At 40.1% G+C, this 19,860-nt stretch carries 14 protein-coding genes; 9 read left to right on the top strand and 5 right to left on the bottom strand.

Annotation, left to right across the window (positions count from 1 at the left end):
• The first annotated feature begins 29 nt into the window (after positions 1-29).
• From G4420_RS16000 to G4420_RS16025, 6 genes are all read left to right on the top strand, one after another.
• Positions 30-428: a GxxExxY protein gene (locus G4420_RS16000; RefSeq protein ID WP_204273716.1), complete on the top strand. Its 399-nt coding sequence runs from the start codon at positions 30-32 to the stop codon at positions 426-428.
• A 124-nt stretch (positions 429-552) separates the two neighbouring features.
• Positions 553-5,277, top strand: a complete 4,725-nt coding sequence (locus G4420_RS16005) for an efflux RND transporter permease subunit (RefSeq protein WP_163324947.1) — start codon at positions 553-555, stop codon at positions 5,275-5,277.
• A gap of 54 nt (positions 5,278-5,331) precedes the next feature.
• A complete protein-coding gene (locus tag G4420_RS16010; RefSeq protein WP_204273717.1) occupies positions 5,332-6,006 on the top strand; it encodes a hypothetical protein in 675 nt (224 codons plus the stop codon).
• Between the two features lie 165 nt (positions 6,007-6,171).
• The gene (locus tag G4420_RS16015; protein WP_163324949.1) at positions 6,172-6,459 is read left to right on the top strand and encodes a hypothetical protein; all 288 of its coding nucleotides are present in this window, start codon (positions 6,172-6,174) and stop codon (positions 6,457-6,459) included.
• A gap of 37 nt (positions 6,460-6,496) precedes the next feature.
• On the top strand, positions 6,497-7,756 hold the full coding sequence (locus G4420_RS16020; protein ID WP_163324950.1) for a peptidase U32 family protein: 1,260 nt from the start codon (positions 6,497-6,499) through the stop codon (positions 7,754-7,756).
• A gap of 71 nt (positions 7,757-7,827) precedes the next feature.
• A complete protein-coding gene (locus G4420_RS16025; protein ID WP_163324951.1) occupies positions 7,828-8,730 on the top strand; it encodes a hypothetical protein in 903 nt (300 codons plus the stop codon).
• A 254-nt stretch (positions 8,731-8,984) separates the two neighbouring features.
• On the opposite strand, the gene G4420_RS16030 is transcribed toward G4420_RS16025, so the two are convergent.
• Both G4420_RS16030 and G4420_RS16035 read right to left on the bottom strand, forming a co-directional pair.
• Positions 8,985-9,896, bottom strand: a complete 912-nt coding sequence (locus tag G4420_RS16030) for a sugar phosphate isomerase/epimerase family protein (RefSeq protein WP_163324952.1) — start codon at positions 9,894-9,896, stop codon at positions 8,985-8,987.
• 30 nt (positions 9,897-9,926) lie between these two features.
• A complete protein-coding gene (locus G4420_RS16035; protein WP_163324953.1) occupies positions 9,927-11,051 on the bottom strand; it encodes an acyltransferase family protein in 1,125 nt (374 codons plus the stop codon).
• A gap of 130 nt (positions 11,052-11,181) precedes the next feature.
• Here G4420_RS16035 and G4420_RS16040 point away from each other — a divergent pair, with 130 nt between their 5' ends.
• Positions 11,182-12,006: a mechanosensitive ion channel family protein gene (locus tag G4420_RS16040; RefSeq protein ID WP_163324954.1), complete on the top strand. Its 825-nt coding sequence runs from the start codon at positions 11,182-11,184 to the stop codon at positions 12,004-12,006.
• 56 nt (positions 12,007-12,062) lie between these two features.
• On the opposite strand, the gene G4420_RS16045 is transcribed toward G4420_RS16040, so the two are convergent.
• From G4420_RS16045 to G4420_RS16055, 3 genes are all read right to left on the bottom strand, one after another.
• Entirely contained in the window at positions 12,063-13,703 is a 1,641-nt protein-coding gene (locus tag G4420_RS16045; protein WP_163324955.1) for an AMP-binding protein, read from the bottom strand.
• 458 nt (positions 13,704-14,161) lie between these two features.
• Entirely contained in the window at positions 14,162-17,068 is a 2,907-nt protein-coding gene (locus G4420_RS16050; RefSeq protein ID WP_163324956.1) for a sensor histidine kinase, read from the bottom strand.
• Positions 17,068-17,862, bottom strand: a complete 795-nt coding sequence (locus G4420_RS16055; protein ID WP_163324957.1) for a LytR/AlgR family response regulator transcription factor — start codon at positions 17,860-17,862, stop codon at positions 17,068-17,070. Before G4420_RS16055 ends, G4420_RS16050 begins: the two co-directional genes overlap by 1 nt.
• Positions 17,863-18,156: 294 nt before the next feature.
• On the opposite strand from G4420_RS16055, the gene G4420_RS16060 reads away from it, so the two are divergent.
• Positions 18,157-18,753 (top strand): hypothetical protein, encoded by a 597-nt coding sequence (locus tag G4420_RS16060; RefSeq protein WP_163324958.1) that lies wholly within the window; start codon positions 18,157-18,159, stop codon positions 18,751-18,753.
• A gap of 397 nt (positions 18,754-19,150) precedes the next feature.
• Positions 19,151-19,732, top strand: a complete 582-nt coding sequence (locus G4420_RS16065) for a hypothetical protein (protein WP_163324959.1) — start codon at positions 19,151-19,153, stop codon at positions 19,730-19,732.
• Positions 19,733-19,860 lie beyond the last annotated feature (128 nt).

A 19,860-nucleotide genomic window follows, 5' to 3' on the forward strand; every position in this document is an offset into this window, starting at 1 on the left:
ACGTTGATTTAACTGAAACTCGCTGATAGATGAAAATGGATTACAAATATTCTGATTTAACCGAAGCAATAATTAAATGCTTCTATAAGGTTTACAATGAATTGGGATATGGTTTTCTGAAAAAAGTCTATCACAATGCACTTTTAATTGAGTTGCAAAATGAGGAGTTGAAAGTTGAATCGCAGAAACCAATAAAAGTAAGTTATCAGGGTGATGTAGTTGGAGAATATTATGCCGATATTATTGTGGAGGATGTTGTAATTCTTGAGCTAAAAGCAACCGAAACTGTGACTGAAGCGCATGAGTTTCAACTGATAAATTATTTGAAAGCGACGAATATAGAAATTGGTTTACTGCTAAACTTTGGGAAGAAACCAGAAATACGGAGGAAAATATTTACTAATAAAAAATCTGTGAATATCAGCTAAACCTGCGTCATCAGCGTTCCAAAAAAGAAAAAAATGAAACGAGCAATAAAAATATTTACGCCTAGTATGGTTAGATTATTTGCGAGTTCCATACGATACCTTTTAAAGCATAAAATCTAATCGTATGAAATTCATTATCAACAGAAAAATATTCATCAGTATGCTGTTTCTGGGATTAACCATGTTGGGTTATATCTCTTACAAACAGTTGCCGGTGGAACTTATGCCAAATGCCGAGCTCCCGATGCTGTATGTCCAGATCCGGTCGCAGATTGAGGTCGATCCGAGCTATTTGGAAAATCAGGCCGTTATTCCGGTTGAAGGAGCGATCGGGACGATGGAAGGTATTGAAGATATGGAGTCGTCTATTAATAACCGATCGGCATCTATCCAGGTAAATTTTAAACAGAACGTCAACTTTAAATACACTTTCCTGAAATTGCAGGAGAAGATTGATCTTATTGCCGGCGAGCTCGATGATAACTTTACTGTAACGGTTAACCGTGTTGATCTGGATCAGCTTACCAATCAGTTTATGGAACTGCAGATTCGTGGTAGCGGGGGAGTTGATCGCGTGCGTAATATCGTTGACCAGGAAATTACCGCCCAAATGGAGAACATTGATGGGGTGGCTTCGGTTTCGGTTTTTGGTGGTAAAGAGCGTTCGATTGAAGTAACCTACGATGCAGGTGCCTGCGAGGCCTACGGAATTACACCGGCTCAAATTCGAAGTGCTATTTCAGGCAATTCTACCAACCGAACATTTACCGGTTACCTGCACGATGCACAGAAGCAGTATTTTGTGCATGTTACGGCCGAATACGATAAAGTTTCGGATATCGAAAACATAGTTGTGGCCGATGGCCCGATTTATTTAAAAGATGTAGCCGATGTATTTTTTGGTGTAAAAGAAGAAACATCGATCAGTCGTATAAACGGATTGGATGCGGTTTCGATGAGCCTGGTGAGCGATTCACAGGCCAACCTTATCGAACTGTCGCATAACGTACAGGCCGAAATTGCGGAATTAAACAGAAAATTGGCTGCCAAAGATGTACAAATCGTGGTTCAGACCAACCTGGCCGAAACCATGGAGAAAAACATCGATCAGATTATTGATCTGGCACTGGTTGGAGGTTTGCTGGCCATTTTTGTACTTTGGATGTTCCTGAAAAACCTGCGCATTGTTTCATTTATTGCACTGGCCATTCCAATTTCCGTGTTTACCGCATTCAACCTGTTTTACGCTTTTAATATTTCGCTGAACAGTTTAACACTGGTGGGTCTTGTATTGGCTATTGGTATGCTGCTCGACAATAGTATTGTGGTGCTCGAAAATATATACCGACTCTCGGGAAATAAAATGAGCCCCGAGCAATCGGTAACACAGGGAACAAAAGAGGTTTGGCGTTCGATTGTAGCGGCTACGCTTACTACTGTAACTGTATTTTTACCCTTTGTTTTCTCTACCGATTACATGGTGAAACTGTTGGGTAACCACGTGGGGGTTTCCATTATTTCTACGCTCATTGTTTCGTTATTTGTGGCCTTGCTGTTAATTCCAATGGCGGCTCACTTGCTGTTGCGCAAAAAACGTCAACACAATGTGTTTTACGAAAAGGTTACCACCAATAACCGCATTATACAAATTTACATTCTGTTGCTGAAAGCCAGTATGCGCGTTCCTGCGCGTACAATTATTGGTGCATTGGTGTTCTTCTTCTTAACCGTATTTATTGTGTTGGCAATTAGTGTCACCAACTTGCAGGAGGTTGAAGAGGAGCAATTCAATATTTATGTTACCATGCCAACCGGTACAACACTGGAAGCAACCGACAAAGTAGTTGCCGATGTGGAAAGCCGGCTGGAAGATGTTGCTGAAAAGCAGGATCTGTCCGCCAATATCGAGGCCGAGGAAGCTATTCTGACATTTATTCTTCGCGAAGATTACAAAGATATTGATGACCGTACTATTGCCGAAATCAAAAAGGATGTTGAAGATCGTCTTCGTAATGTTTCGCAGGGAGAGGTTGGCCTTGATGCGCCTACGTCGAGTGCACGTTTCCGTGGCGGTGGTGGCGGTGGTGGCCGTTCAGGCACCCAGGGATTCCAGCAATTTATGGGAATTGGCTCGGATCAGGAGCGTGTAGTTATAAAAGGCGAAAACTTTGAGGTGATGAAAGGTGTGGCCGAAGACTTGCTGTACTACATCGAAGATCTTGAAACGATTCGTCGTGCAAACATTAGTGTGGCGAACAACCGGCCCGAAGTACATATGTATTTCAACCAGATGCTGCTGACCGAATATGGAATTACACTTCAGAATATAACATCGGAGCTGGGAACATTTACAAGCCAGTTTACCTCGGGAGTTAATTTTAAGCAGGGTACGGAAGAATATGAAATCGTAATCAAAGAAAAATTACCCGATGGTGTTGAAGAAGAGGATAATGAAAAAGGTATTGAAGATCTTCGTCGCCTGCAGGTAAGCAATAATCAGGGCGCTACCTACGATATGGACGAACTGGCTGATATGGTGTATGCCGAAGGAATGGCCAGCATTACCCGTGTAAACCAGGAAAAACAGATTGAATTAACCTACCGGTTTGTTGATGAAGCCAGCGAGTCGAAAGATCTGCTGGAGGCTTACCGGTTGGAGATCGACGAGATAATCGGTGCTTATAAACTGCCTTCCGGAGTTGCGGTTGAGGTAATTCACGAAGAGGACCAGTATGCTGAATTTAAGTTTCTGATTGCTGCTGCATTCATTCTTATTTTAATGATTCTGGCATCGGTTTTCGAATCGGTATCAACGCCGTTTGTACTGATATTCTCAATTCCTCTGGCTGCCATTGGATCATTCCTGGCACTGATATTTACCGGAAACAGCCTGTTTAACGCCAACACTTTAATGGGCTTTATTATCCTGATTGGGGTGGTGGTGAACAACGGAATTATACTGATTGATTATACCAATATTCTACGAAAACGGGGCTTCCGAAAATCGCGTGCCTTAATGGCTGCCGGTCTTTCGCGTGTTCGCCCGATTTTAATTACGGCCATTACTACCATTGTAGCATTATTTCCGCTGGCAATGGGGCAGGCTGAATATGTGGGTGCTATTGGAGCGCCGTTTGCCATTACTGTAATTGGCGGTTTGGCATTAAGTACGGTGCTTACCCTGGTTTTCATTCCAACATTATACGCAGGAATGGAAAATGCGTTAGACTGGATTAAATCGTTACATCTTGGCTTAAAACTCGGCATGTTAACGGTGTTTATCATCGGTGCTGTTCTTATTTACCTACGCGTGGATAGCTTTGTATGGCAGCTGCTCGATTTTATTCTGTTGGTTATTTTGGTGCCGGGTGTTGTAGCTTTTACAATGACCAGTTTGCGCCAGGCCAGCGAAAAAGTTGTGGACGAAAACGAGCCGATAAGAATTAAAGTAAGAAGGCTGGTGAAAATTTACGATCGCGATTCTCGATTTGTACGCGAGTGGAAATCGGGATTAAGAATTCGCGAACGTGCCGGATTAAAGAAAGATTATAAACATCTCCGCGATTTTTCAGATCTCGTATGGCATATCCCGCTGTTTGTTTTTGTGGCTTATTTCACCTTCTTCTACATCGAAAACCATATCTGGATGTGGGTGTTGTCGCACGGTGTTTTCTTTTTCCTTTTCTTGCTTAGGGTGCCGCTAAACCAGGTGCTGATTAATAAACATGAAGCTACAGGCAAGGCATTCTATCTGAAACTGAATAAGTGGATCTATAACATATTGTTCTGGATTGTCCCGCTGGTTTTCCTGCTCTATTTCTACAAAGACTGGAATAACCTGGGCATGGTAATTTTCATTGCAATTATCTGGTATATTTTGCTGATTTTCTATGCTACCGCAGAATACATTCATAATAAAGAAGTAAATATTGCCCGTATTGAAGGACGTTTTGGTGGCTTGCGCCGTGGATACTTTAACATGGTTCGCCAAATTCCGGTAATCGGAAAACGCAAGAAGCCATTCAGGGCGTTGAACGGAGTTTCGCTGGAGATTAAAACCGGTATGTTTGGTTTACTTGGGCCAAACGGTGCCGGTAAATCAACCATGATGCGGATTATTACCGGAGTGCTCGAACAGAGTTACGGAAAGATCTGGATTAACGGAATGGATACCCAAAAATACCGCGAGGAGTTGCAGGGTTTGATTGGTTATTTGCCACAGGCTTTTGGTACCTACGAAAATATGTCCGCATGGGAATTCCTGGATTATCAGGCTATACTGAAAGGTATAAAAGATACCAAAACGCGCGAAGACCGTTTGGAATATGTGCTGAAAAGTGTTCATATGTGGGAGCGTCGTACAGATAAAATCGGTGCATTCTCGGGCGGTATGAAACAACGTATTGGTATTGCACAAATTCTGCTGAACCTGCCACGTATTTTGGTGGTTGACGAACCTACCGCCGGTCTCGACCCGCGCGAACGTATTCGTTTCCGTAACTTGCTGGTAGAGCTGAGCCGCGAGCGGATCGTAATTTTCTCGACACACATTATCGAGGATATCTCGAGTTCGTGTAATCAGGTAGCCGTAATTAACCGGGGTAACCTGAAATATTTCGGAACACCAAACGATATGGTGAATATGGGTACTAATTTTGTTTGGCAATTCTCGGTTCCGGCTAAGGAATTTGATAATATGGCCAATAAACAAATGATTGTTCACCACATGCGGGATGGCGAAAATATTAAGATGCGTTGTTTGGCGAAAGAAAAGCCTGCACCCGACGCTGTTAGTGTATTGCCAAACCTTGAGGATGCTTATTTGTGTTTGTTAAAAGACTTTGTTTAAGGAATTATGGAAAGACAATTCGATATAAAAAACAGGCTGTATATTTTAATTAAAATGATACGGTATAATTTAAGAATCATCTTTGCCAACCGGTTTATATGGTTTTTAATAGCAGCACTTGCATTCTTTTTGTTTTTTGCCATACAAACGGTATATAATGGTGGCTCCATGTCGGAAGATGTGGTGTATAGCTTACTGATATTTCCTGGCATTTTACTCATTTTTTATCCTTCGGTTTTTGGTATACAAAATGATGATGATTCGCGGATGTTGGAAATACTTTTCGGAATACCGAACTACCGTTATAAAGTTTGGCTGGTGCGGTTGGTAATGATCTATACACTTGTATTTGTTATTATCTTTCTGTTTTCGGCCCTGGCTTCGGTACTGCTGTACAAAATTAACCTGCTGGAAATGTCGTACCAGTTAATGTACCCGATTATCTTTTTAGGATCGATGGCATTTATGTTCTCTACCATTGTTAAAAACGGAAACGGAACAGCGGTAACCATGGTTTTAATTGGTGTGGCACTGCTGATATTGCGCGAAGATTTAATGCAGGGTACGCAGTGGGATGTTTTTCTGAACCCGTTTGAAATACCAAATAACCTGAACGAGGTGATCTGGATAGGAATAATCCGGAAGAACCGGATTTTTATGGGGATAGCCACTCTGGTGTTTGTTCTGTACGGTCTTTTTAATCTGCAGAAACGAGAAAAGTTTGTTTAAGCAATAAGAATAGAGGTGATGCCCTTACTCTGAGAATGAGTGAGGGCATCTCTGTTTTTAGGATGTTTGTGACTCTCAAATAATCTTCCTCCGGAAATTCAATGGGTAATGTTCAATAAACTGTGTCATGAATAGCGACAAGGAACACATAAAGGATGTTAAGGAATGGAAGATGGCGTGCAGGAACTCATGAGCAACGTGAAGGAACACAAGGTAAGCGCCAAGGAACGCATGAGCAGCTTTAAGGAACACGTGGTAAGCGCTAAGGAACGCGTGAGCAGCGTTAAGGAACACATGGTAAGCGCTAAGGAACGCGTGAGCAACGTTAAGGAACACATGGTGAATGCTAAGGAACGTATGGGCAACGGTAAAAAATACATAACCCACCTGATGAATGGGATAAGCGATGTCCTCATTATTTTCATCCCATCCGTAATTCCCAAAAACTCTTAACTTTGCACCGCAATTTTTAAAACTTCACGCATAAGCAATGGAAAGAAGAGATGTGGAAATAATGGCGCCGGTTGGTTCGTACGAATCGTTAATGGCAGCCATTCAGGGAGGAGCCGGATCGGTATATTTTGGTGTTGAAAACCTTAACATGCGTTCGCGCTCGTCTAATAATTTTAATCTCGACGACCTGCGTAAAATCGTGCGTATTGCCACTGAAAATAAGGTAAAAACTTACCTTACCATGAACGTGGAAATTTTCGACGGCGAACTGGATAAAATGCATGAAGTTATCGATGCCGCCAAAGAAGCCGGTGTATCGGCAGTTATCGCCGCCGATGTTTCGGTAATTCAATATGCGCGTTCCGTTAATCTTGAGGTTCATATCTCAACCCAGGTAAATATCACCAACATCGAAGCTGTAAAATTCTACTCCAATTTTGCCGATGTAGTGGTGCTGGCGCGCGAAATGAACCTTGGCCGTGTGTGGGAGATCAGCGACCAGATTAAAAGGCAAAATATTACCGGGCCAAACGGCGAACTGATGAAAATTGAAATGTTTGTGCACGGTGCTTTGTGTATGGCAACGAGCGGCAAATGTTACCTGAGTCTGCACGAAATGAACTCGTCGGCAAACCGTGGTGCGTGTTTGCAAACCTGTCGCCGGGCATATACCGTTACCGATAAAGAAACCGGTGCCGAACTGGAGATCGACAACGAGTACATCATGTCGCCCAAAGATTTGAAAACCATTCATTTCCTCAATAAAATTCTCGATGCCGGAGTTTCGGTGCTAAAAATTGAAGGGCGTGCCCGTTCAGCCGAATACGTAAAAACAGTTGCGCAGTGCTACCGCGAGGCTGTTGATGCTTATTTTGACGAATCGTTTACCGAAGAAAAAGTTGAGGACTGGAATACGCGCTTGGAATCTGTTTTTAACCGTGGATTCTGGGATGGTTATTATCTTGGTCAGCGACTGGGTGAGTGGAGTAAAAACTATGGATCAAGGGCGAGCAAACGCAAATTGTATATCGGGAAATGCACCAATTATTTCAAAAAAATTGGTGTAGCCGAATTCAAACTGGAAACCAACAACCTGAAAGTAGGGGACGAGATAATTGTTACCGGCCCAACAACAGGGGTCTATCAAAACAACGTCAGCGAAATTCGTTTCGAGTTAAAACCTGTTGATGAAGGCTTAAAAGGGCAAAGAATCTCTGTGCCAATCGATGAAGTAATCCGCCGTGCCGATAAACTTTACAAGCTGGTTGATGCATCGCAGGTAAAAGAAAGACGATAGATTTATTTTACATTGTTTCCATTTCTGATAAAAACGGCTTAAATTAAACGCTGTAAGTCAAAGAGATGGTTGTGAGAAAATTGCTATTTGTTTTTATGATGCTTATGGTTGGTGCATTTTCAGTAAATGCACAGCTTATAGGTTTCAGGGTGGCAGCCAATTCAGGCATGCTTATGTCCGAATTCGGAACTTCTGATGTACCGCATCCCAATGCCTTGCTTGCATCGCCGGCTACCAGCAGCGACAGATTTACCCCGCAACTATCGGCCGGTCTGGAAGGTGAAATTCTGTTTCAGGTTACCGAAAAAACCTATTTTGGCATAGAGCTGGATTATACTCATCTTAGAGGTTTTAACGACGATCCACCAGTTTTTAACTATTTTCTTACGCCTTATTTTCAGTATTACCAGGATGAGTTTATTGTTTCTCCGCTGGAGTACAACACCCGCTTGTTTAATGTGGCTGTTAACTACAAATACTTTTTTATGCCCGACAAAACATTCACGCCTTTTTTTAAACTTACAGGTGTTGTGGCATTGGTGGGTACGGAATTAAAGTACCGGGATTTCTCTCAGGAAGAACCTTTGCCTGGTTTTGATCTGAACGTAATAGATTATGCTTTTAGTGAAGGTGCAGATGTGCTATATGCGCGCGGAACATCCATCTCGGAACAGAAAAAATGGCCTGCATTTCACGTTGGCGGAGGAATTGGTTTTGATTATGCCCTTCGCGATAATTTACTGTTTGAAATTGATGGAACCTGTACGGTTTTAAACTCAGGCATTATCGACGGGGTGCCGAATTTCACTTACGCCAACGAAGATGGTGATGATCTGCTAAAATACAACCGCCGTTTGTCGTTAACTACACAAATTAGTGTGGGATTGGTATTCTTATTTGAGATTGGCGACGGCGGACGAGGCGGCGACGGAAGGATTGATCCGAACTTCCCATTCTACCGAAACAAACATTAGGATAGTTTTATACGTGACAACGTGATTATAAATAAGGGAAGCGATGAATATTCATCGCTTCCCCTTTTTTTTGAAAGACAAACAACTAATTACCTTTTCAACTTTGTATTAATTTCTCCAATCAACCCCTTTAAGTCCTTTTAGGTATACAAAGTTGTTTAGATTTACGCGTACACCACTTTATTGTTTCGAAATAAAGCAGGATTAACAAAAATTAATGGTAAATAGCAATAGTCGAGTCTATTATAAAACTGTTATAGTGTTTTAAATACTTTTTCAAGAAGTACTTTTGTGGCTATTACACCTTCGCGTTCCGAAAGCTCGGAACCTTCATATTCAATACCTACAAAACCTTTGTAACCCGCATCGTCAACAATTTCCATCAGTCGGTAATAATCCATATTGGCTTCGTCGCCGGCAGCGTTAAAAACATTGGTTTTTGCACTCACTCCTTTTGCATAAGGCATTAAAAGTTCAACCCCTTTGTAGCGGTCGTATTCTTCGCCGGTGTCGCGGTTAATCATAAAGTTTCCGAAATCAGGCAAAGTGCCCACACGTTTGTGGTCAACCCTTTTCATTACTCCCGAAAGCCATTCACCATTGCTCGATAAACCACCATGGTTTTCAACTATAATGTTAATTTTTTGGGTGTCGCCATATTCGCAAAGCATGCGTAATCCATCGGCGGCCAGTTTTTGTTGCTCTTCGTAAGTGCCCCTACTTCCGGCATTTACACGAATTGAATGGCAGCCCAAAAATGCAGCCGCATCAACCCATTTTTTATGATTTTCAACTGTTTTTACACGCTCGTCTTTTTCCGGATGGCCAACCATTCCTTCGCCATCGCACATAATCAGCACGTTGGTAACACCTTCGTTCTTTGCAATTTTCTTTAGTTCGCCAAGGTATTTTTCGTCCTTTGCTTTGTCTTTAAAAAACTGGTTTACATATTCCACGCCGTCAATTCCCAGTTCACGCGTAACTTTCGGAAAGTCGAGGTTTGTCATTTCATTGGCAAACAAAGCCTTGTGAAACGACCATTCGGCCAGTGAAATCTGGTAACGCGATTTGGCACCATTCATTGCAAATGCCGGTGAAACAAGCATTGTTCCTGCCGTTGCAGCTGCGGTAGTTCTTAAAAAGTTCCTACGATTTGTTTTCATCATTTTATAAATTTAGTTGATATCAAGTAAGTTTTAAACTCTAAAATATATTCGTTTTATAAACAGGTAATAGCAAAGCAGCCACTCCAATGCGAGAACACTTAAGGCAGTTGTGAGGTTTATTAAAAATTCAGGAGTTTTAAACCACTCCAAAAAGCCATGGGTAAAAATGCCAACAAACTGGTTTAACCATTGACCTCCAACCGTATTCGAAAACAGATAGATAAAAATGGAGTTGGTGCCAACAACCACAAAAGGAAAAATCCAGCGGTTTATTTTTTTTATGTCGATGAACCAGTAGCTTAAAGCCAGTACCAGCAGTGCCCAGCCACCCGATGCCAAAACAAACGACGAGGTGGAAATACGTTTTATAATTGGTGTTACCGAAGTCCAGTCGAGTAAATAACCTATAATCAGAATAATCAAACCTCCAATTGCTAATTTTTTTACTTTCTCAGTCTGGCTTTTACCCGACTGCAACAGTTGCCCGGCCACTACGCCCCAAATGGTATGTGCGGCTGTTGGAATACAGTTGATGGCTACCCAGCCACCGCCGTTGTTAATTTTCCCCATTAATAGCATGTCAACCCAGCTTCCGAAATTATGGTCTTTTACAAATGGCTGATTATAGCCATCAAGCGGGAATGTACGATAAAGAATTTCAGTTAGCAGCAATAAGCCAAACGAAACAATAATTTGAGTTGACCACTTGCAGCGCATTAAAAAGTAAGCGATTAAAATAGTTACCGAAAGTTGCGATAAAACGTTCCAAAGTTCCCAAACCAATCTTCGTTTGTAGCCACAGTGCAGGGCTACTCCAAAAGCCAAAAGGATAATGCAACGTTGTATGATATGCCGGGTGATTTTAGTTTCTGAGTCGCCCCGTTTTTTTCGTTTGGCATACGAAAAAGGCATTGCCACACCAACAATAAACATAAAAAAGGGTTGAATAAGATCCCAGAATCTCAACCCGTTCCACGGATGGTGATGAAATTGTAGAAAGAAACTTTCAAAGACGGTTCCCGCAATTGGAGGCTCAACTAAAACCGACCACAAATGTGTGCCTTCAGCTACCAACAGAAACATTGTAATTCCGCGAAAGAAATCCAGCGACAACAGGCGATCCTCAGGAAAGAGTTTACTTGACTTTAAGTTCATTAAGTAGTAGTTAGTTGAAACAAATGTAGCAATATTTCCTGTTTAATTTGTATGTGAACATTTGTTCTGCCGCCTATTGATTCAGGTTTGATTTTTACCTAACTTGAAGAATATTCTAAATTAATATACTATGAATGAACAAGTAACAGGTTATATTGAAAAGGCCTACGATTTGATAATTACCTACGGTTTAAAGGTAATTGCGGCCATTGTAGTTCTGATACTGGGTTTTTGGATTATTAAAATTATTACCCGGAGAACTGCAAAAGTTATGGAGAAACGCCACGTTAATGTTTCGGTGAGCGGGTTTTTACAAAGTTTAATAAACATTCTTTTAAAGGTGATGCTTCTGATAAGTATTGCCAAAATGGTGGGGATTGAAACCACGTCGTTTATTGCGGTGCTTGGTGCCGCCGGACTTGCTGTTGGCATGGCGATGCAGGGAACACTGGCGAATTTTGCAGCAGGAGTAATGATACTGGCTTTTAAACCCTTTAAAGTGGGCGATTTGATTGTTTCGCAAGGGCATCTGGGAACCGTTAAAGAGATACACATTTTTGTTACTATACTTTTAACACCCGAAAACAAAACTGTAATCTTACCAAATGCCTCAGTATCGGGCAACGACATAGTAAATTATACTACTGAAGGTTTGATAAGGGTTGATATGGATTTTGGTATTTCTTACGGTTCAAATATAAAACAGGCCAAAGATGTGCTAATGAAGATAATTGAAAGCCATCCGAAAGTACTGAAAGAACCGGCACCTTTTGTTGGTGTAAAAGGTCTGGGCGACAGTTCTGTAAACCTCGCCGTTCGGCCCTATACCTTGCCTGCCGATTACTGGAAAGTATATTTTGATGTGTACGAAGCCGGAAAAATTGCACTCGATGAGGCCGGAATTGTAATTCCTTTCCCACAAATGGATGTGCATTTGGATAAGCTGGAGAAATAAATTAAGACTATTTTGATAAAAAAAGGCTGTCTAATAAATATCAGACAGCCTTTCTTTTATACGTATTTGTAACGTTTTATATTTCGTTTTGGCGTTTTTTCGAACTCTTCGTCAACCAGCTCAATTCGGCTAACATGTTCGTAACGGGGTAATTCGGCATTGGCCTTTTTTTGGTTCTCGGCCATTATTGCCGGCAGCTCTTTTTCGTCAATATTATCGGTTTTCATCGATTCAAAATCGGGGTAAACCAATGCCACAAGTTTATGGTCGCGCTCAACAACCACACACTCGGCAATATAACTTTGGTTGCAAAGTTTTGCTTCAATTTCTTCGGGGTAAATATTTTGCCCCGAGGGGCCAAGCAGCATATTTTTCGAGCGTCCGCGAATGTAAATAAAGTTGTTCTGATCGATTACACCCAGGTCGCCGGTTTTTAGCCAGCCATCTTCGGTAAGCACGGCTTTGGTTTCTTTTTCGTTTTTATAATAACCCAACATCACGTTTTCGCCTTTTACCTGAATTTCGCCAACAACATTATACGGATCTTTCGAATCGATTCGAACTTCCATGCGATCGACAAGCGTTCCGGCCGAAGAGGACATTGTTTTGTACCATGCTTCATAACTAATCAGCGGGCCACATTCGGTCATTCCGTAGCCAATGGTAAACGGGAAATTTATGCGTTTAAAGAATGCCTCCACATCGGCGCTTAATGGTGCACCGCCAATTACAATTTCGTAGAAGCGTCCGCCAAATGTTTCAATCATTGTTGTCCTGATCTTTTTCAGAATCAAATTTGAAATGATCGGTACTTTAAGCATAAATTTTACCGAAGGCTTTTCAATTGCCGGCAGAATGCGTTTTTTGTAGATCTTCTCAATTACCAGCGGAACCGATAAAATAAGGTGTGGTTTTATTTCGCCAAAAGCCTTTGTAATAACAGCGGGAGAAGGCATTTTACTCAGGAAAGTAATGTGGCATCCTTTACTAACCGGGAATAAAAATTCGAAAAGCAGTCCGTAAACATGTGCCATAGGCAAAAACGAAACAATTTTGTTACCGGCTTTTAACGGCATGTGTTCCTGTGCAAAAATTACGTTCGATAGCAGGCTTCGTTCGGGTATCATTACTCCTTTTGTAAAACCCGATGTGCCCGATGTATACGAGATAATACACATTTCTTCGGGTTCCCATTCTTCAAAAACAAAAGCTGCTTTACTTAGGCGGTTTTCCTTGTAGTATTGAAATCCGTCATTGAGTTTGTATTGTATATTTTCGTCTTTGGCGGAATATAAACTAAAATCTTCGAGCTTAATTACTGCCTGCAGTTTTTCCGAAACTTCCAGGTCAACCTTTTCCAAAAGAGCGCTGGCTCCAATAACCAGTTTCGATTCGGAATGATTGATAATGTGGTTGGTATCGCTCTTGTTAAAATCGGGCAGAATAGGAACAATTACCAGCCCTGCAGAAAGCGCTGAGAGAAAAGTGGCTGCCCATTGCGATGAGTTTCTTCCCAGAACTGCAATTTTGTCGCCGCGTTGCAAGCCGGAAAGTTGATAAAAAAGGTGCAACGATTTTATGGTACCGGCAATGTCTTTGTAAATGAAATCACCACCTTCAAAATCGGAAAAGGCCAGTTCTTCCCAGTTTTCATGAAAAGCAGAAGTAAATAGTTTTGCTAATGTTTGATCACGCATTTCGAGCAGTTTAAAATTTAACTTCTAAAAATACCATATTTAGCATTAAAACAAATTGTTTGACCTTAAATATGATTACCGTTGGAGGTGAAACCGATATTTGCCTGAAAAGTTTGAAATTGAAGCAAAAAAAAACCAACCCTTGAGGAAGTGGGTTGGCTTTATTCCTTGTTTTGTTTGTCTTGATCTAACTATTAGTTTGCTTTCAGGGACAGTGAAGGACAGTTTGCGTTTGCGTAGTTAATAACCGCGGTGTTTGTAATTTTAATCAAGCCTAAACAAGGAACCGAATGTGAGGAGATAAATTCTTCTTGTTTCTTTTTTATAAATAATTTAAAGAACTGTTTCGTAATTGTGATACAATACTACGCAATTGATTTGAAATAAAATTAGGTATTTTATAAACGGTAGGTTCTGGCGAATAAGCGGTAGGTTTTGCCGAATAAGCGGTATTGGGCTTACTCAACGATTGGCACCAGAAGTGTAATTTTTGCTCCCGGATTTGTTTCTCCGGGGTAAAGTTCTTCGTAACTAAGTTGGGTTTTTACCTGGTACTTCTCACCAATTAGTTGAATTCTTTTTTGTGTGAGATTGGAAGCCATGTTAAGGTGGTTTTTCGTTTTTGAGAATGCTTTTGATTTCTCGAAACCAATACCATTATCTTCAATAATTATGCGAATACTTTTTTCATTAACATATATAAAACGGATGGTAATTCTTCCTTCGCCCGAAAGTTGTGAAATGCCGTGCCAAATGGCGTTTTCAACAAACGGTTGTACAATCATCGAAGGAATGAAATAATCGTCTTGCTGCAACTGCTCGTCGAGAATTACACTAAAATCAAAATGGTTTTCCATTCTGAATTGCTCTAGTTCGATATAGTTCCTCAAACGTTCCACTTCGTCATCCAATAAAACGGAGTTCGATTTAATGGAATTCATGGTTTGCCTTATCAGTCGGGCAAATCGCGAAAGATAAGCCCCTGCTTCTTCCGATTTATTCTGTAGTAAAAACTTCTGAATCGACCCCAACGAATTGAAAATAAAATGGGGGTTCATCATCGATTGTAAAGCCCGGTTTTCGAGTGTAACCAGCTGGTTGTCCTTTTCACGCTCGCGAAGTTGACGGCGGTAGTAGTTTCTTACCATCAGAAATCCTAAAAACAACAGGATAAGCAGTGCCCCGATTCTTGTAATTATTCGTTGAAAGAAAGTTGGAACAACGGTAACAGGAAGTTCGATGACTTCGCTGTAGGGCTCCATATTTTTTCTTGATTTTAGCTTAAATGTATAGTGCCCGGGTTTTAGGTTAAGGTATACCACCTGTTTTTCGGTACCGGTAATCCAATCGTTATTTACACCTTCAAGCATATATGCATAGTTTGATGGCGATGATGAGAAATTAAGACTCGAAAATTCAATGTTTAAGCGGTCTTTGTTTTTGTAAACAATTTCTCCTTTACCAAGTACCATCTCTTTTTCGTCGAGTGTTACTTTCGAAAAATAAGGTTTTGTAGGGATCAAAACAGCATTAACGCATTCGCTTACCGGAATAAGTGTTAGCCCGTTATCGGAGGCAACATATAAAATTTCGTTTTGGCAATATAGGTCGTTAATGTTGTTGAATGTGATGTTTAGGCGGTTAAGTACTGCCATTTCACCCTGGATAACTTCTGTTGGATTTGAAATAAAATAAACTGTTTGCTGATTATACAGAAAAAGCGTTTTATCGTAGTAAATCATATCTTTTATTTTCAGGCTGATATGATCGTCGAGATTGTTGATAAGTTGGTATGTACTATCGTTATGGTTTAAAACAAGCTCCGATTTGTCGGCTTCTTCTATCTGCAGTATCTCGCTGGTTGAGTCGATTGTAATGTTCGATGCGATCCATTTTCCGTCGAAAGCACTATAAGTAGAATTGGTAGAAATTTGGCCGTTTGAAACAACATGGTTTGTGTTTCCATTTACAATTAAATCATTTTTGTAATTCAGAAATATATTGCGTACTCGCCCCCAATTGGTATAGGGAATGCGAAATTGCGGGTAGTTGTCTCTCAACTCGCGAAAGAATAAATTGTCGTTTAAATAAAAACTCACTCTCGATTCGGAAGGATCGACTACCGGTTTCCTCACATGGATATTCGACTTGTCCAGATCATCGTATTTTATGGTGTTGCTTCGCGTATCTATTCTAAGGTTTTTATAAATGTATAATGGCGTACTTATGCCGCTTATCAGCAATGTGTTATCTCTTGTTTGGGTAATTTCGTCGAGAATGTATTCTCCTACATCGATTTTATTATCGAAGAGTTTTCCATTTTTAAAAATGAATATGGATTCTCCATTGGTAAGCCACAAAAAATCGTCATTCGATGGGGCAATTGCTCTTACGCCTTTTTCATCGAACTGCTCGGCTTCAATTGTTAGGTATTTTAGTATGCCGTCGCTTATTTTTAAAACGCCGTAGGTAGTTGAGCTTGTCCATAAATTGTTTTGAGCATCGAGCACCAGGTTTTGAATTTTATTCATTGCATGATGAAAGATCAGGCTGTCGTTTTTAAAACAATACAGTCCGTTGTCGAATGTCGATACCCATAATAATTCATCCTTAATGAGCATGTCGTTTACCACCTGCGCATTAATGTGTACAAAGTTTCTCGAAACCAGTCGCGAGCCTTGAAACAGATGAATATTACCATTCATATCGCACACATAGGTAACTCCTTCGGGCGATGTGGTAACCCGGGTAACGTTAAAATCAAGCGGATGAATTTCTATTATTTCATCAACAGTACGTTTTTCAACTATCCGGTTACTATCCCAAAAAAGCAGGTTGTCGTTTGTGTTTCGGGTGATATTAAAAACGACTGCGCCGTTACGGGTTGAAGGTATATAATCGATGTAGATGTTGCCTTTTACGATTCCAACTTCTCCGGCACCATTAAAGAAGTAAATGGTTGAATCTTTATCCTGAAACAGGTCGTGATAATAGAAGTCGGTTTTTACTTCACTCAGGAACGGAGCATTTTTTTCGTTGAAAACCTTGTTTTTATAAATGTAGTTAACTGATCCATCAATGTTCAGGCACCAAATTCTACCCTCCATATCTTCTTTCATACGGACGATGCGGTTGTAACTCATTCCGTCTTTGGTAGTATACCGAACAAAGCTTGTCCCGTCGAAACGAACAACACCGGCTGATGTGCCGAACCACATAAAATCATTTTTATCCTGCAATACACAAAACACTTTGTTGGTGGGCAATCCATTGGCAATAGTATAGTTTGTTATAAACGGATTTTGTCCGCAAACAAACTGGGTAATGAATAAAATTAGTGTTGGTATTAAAAGGAATTTTTTCACTATTCAATTGATTTGGAATATTTTGAAACAGCTTCCTTAAACTCATTGTATTTTCTGCGCGAAATAGCCAATTCTGTTTGATCGTCCAATATCGCGTAGTTGCCTTCGAAACTCGAAAATCCCCGAAGAAAATTTAAGTTTATCAAAGTGGATTTATGGATGCGAACAAACATGGAAGGATCGAGAATTTTTTCAATGTCTCCAACCGGTTTGCTCGAAACAACATTATCCAACCCCGATAAATGTATCACTGAATAAGCTCCATCAGCTTCAATATATCTTATCTTATCAACTTCAATAATTTTAAAACCAAATTTTTCGATTACCGTTATTTTTGGGGCAAATACAAATCCTTCATTAGCTTGGAGGGTAAGATTGTTTAATGATTCGCCATAGGTTTTTTGCATGTCATGGTTTTGCATGCGAAGATCGAGGAGCGATGTTGCTTTGGTTACTGCTACTTTTAGCTCCTCCGCATCGATAGGTTTTAGCAGGTAATCAATAGCATTTGTTTTAATAGCTCGTAACGCATATTCTTCGTAAGCTGTGGTAAAAATAATGGCGTAATCTTCTTTCGGAATACTATCCAGAAAATCGAATCCATTTTCTCCGGGCATCGATATATCGAGGAAGATTAATTGCACATCCCATTGGTTTAATAATTCGCGTCCCTGGCTGGCCGAGCTTGCCGTATCGCAAATGTTAATATTCGGACAATTGCGCTGAAGTAAGATCTTTAAAGCCTCCTGCACATTCTTTTCGTCGTCGATAATTATGGCGTTGTAATTAGTCATTACTAACAAAGATAGGATTAATTGTAAAAAATATTTTGTTTTTATATAAGCGGTAGGTTCTGGCAAATAAGCGGTAGGTTCTGGCGAATAAACGGTAATTATTACTCTTTCTAATCTCCGATATTTTATCACGTTTTTCAACAATTTTAGCGCTTAACATGACATTAACACAGGTATAATGTGCTGATAATAAAAGACTAAAACATCTTTAACAATCAATTAACAGGATACAATTAAACTTTATCCATATATTTCTGTCAGAGAAAATGAAAACAATTAAAAAGAAAACAAATTATGAAACGATTAAACAAAGTTCTTTTAACACTTGCTCTTGCACTTAGTGCAGGAGCTGTAATGGCGACAGGAAACCTAAGTGTAAGCATTTCGGAAGGCGAAGGTGCTGAGGCGCATGTTCGTGTTACCAATGCGGTTGAAAGCCAATTTGAAATGGAAATCCGCAACAGGAACAACGATATTATTTATTACAAGCAAATTCAGCAACCATTAAAACTGGTTTTAAACACTTATGATTTCTCAAAACTTAGCGATGGAGAATACACCTTTTTGGTGAAGCTTGACAACGAACAAAATATGACCACGCTCGCAGTAAAAGACGGCGATGTAAAAGTTGTTGATCAGGTGAAACAGGTTGATCCTTATTTTGGGTTATTCAACGATCGATTGAACATCTCTTATCTGAATCATGGAGCGGGCGATGTAAAATTGTACCTGTATGATGAAAAAAACAACAGTTTGGTTCATGAAGATGTACTGGGATCGGAGTTTGCCTTACATCACGCCATCGATCTTTCGAAACTTAACAATGGCAGCTACGAGGCCGTTTTGGTAAGTAACAACGGAACATATGAATACGAAATAACTCTCAATTAGCATTTTTCGTAAGTATAGTTAGATTAGTTAGTTTTGGTAAAGCGAATCCGATGGGATTCGCTTTTTTTTTGCTAAAATCAAAGTGTAAGCAATTGCCTCTTTTCGTGCTTAATGTCAGCAATGAAATACTTTAATCATTCACAGACTATATCTTCTTATCTGTAAATGATTGAGATACTTCTCTTTTCGCTGGCTTGAGGTTCAATAGTTTTTCCTCGTTAAGTTTGCATATTAACATGTAATTAACATGCCCTTGGAACGCCTGCTATTATTGGGTTATATCCTTTTATTTTATAGAAATGTTTAAATATGTCGGCGAAAGAATAAACAAAAGTATGTATTGATTCCTTTCTTTTGTAGAAAACAATTAGAAATCAGAATTTAAAAATTTAGAAACATGAAAACTTTATTTGTAGGAATTATTGCAATGTGTGTAGCAAGTGTTGCCATGGCATCAGGAAATTTGAGAGTGAATATGGAAGCCAACGAAAATGAGGCAACGGTGGTTGAAATCTCAAGCGGTGAAATGGTTCATTTTGAGATTGAATTAACAGACGAATACGGAAATAGTATTTACGAGATGAATTCAGAAGTTCCGAGAAGTGAGATGGAGAAACGTTATGACTTTTCGGCACTTGACAATGGTACATATTGGTATTATGTAAGAACTGGTGATGAAGAAATTCGTAAGCAGTTATCAATTGAGTACGGCGAAGTTGAAGTAATGGATGTGCGAAAAACAGTAGAACCATACTTTTTTCAGGAAGGAGATCAGATTATACTTTCGTATTTGAACTTCGAAAATGAGAATATTAATTTGTATGTATACGAAAACAATACTTTGTTGACGGAAGTAGCTTTGGGTAAGGATTTTGCAATACACAAGGCCATCGACTTATCTAAATTAAATTACGGAGAGTACGAGGTAGTATTGACCAACGAAAATGATATTTACGAACATAGTGTAGTAATTGAATAGAGGCTGAATGATGAGAAAAGGTAAGGCGGATTCGTGGGAATTCGCCTTTTTTATTGAATTAATTTCATACAACTGCTTTCTGTCTCCTTGTCTTTTGGTTATTGATTTTCGGTAAAAAAAGTAGTGGT

It is taken from the genome of Draconibacterium mangrovi (assembly GCF_010586825.1).
Taxonomy (GTDB): domain Bacteria; phylum Bacteroidota; class Bacteroidia; order Bacteroidales; family Prolixibacteraceae; genus Draconibacterium; species Draconibacterium mangrovi.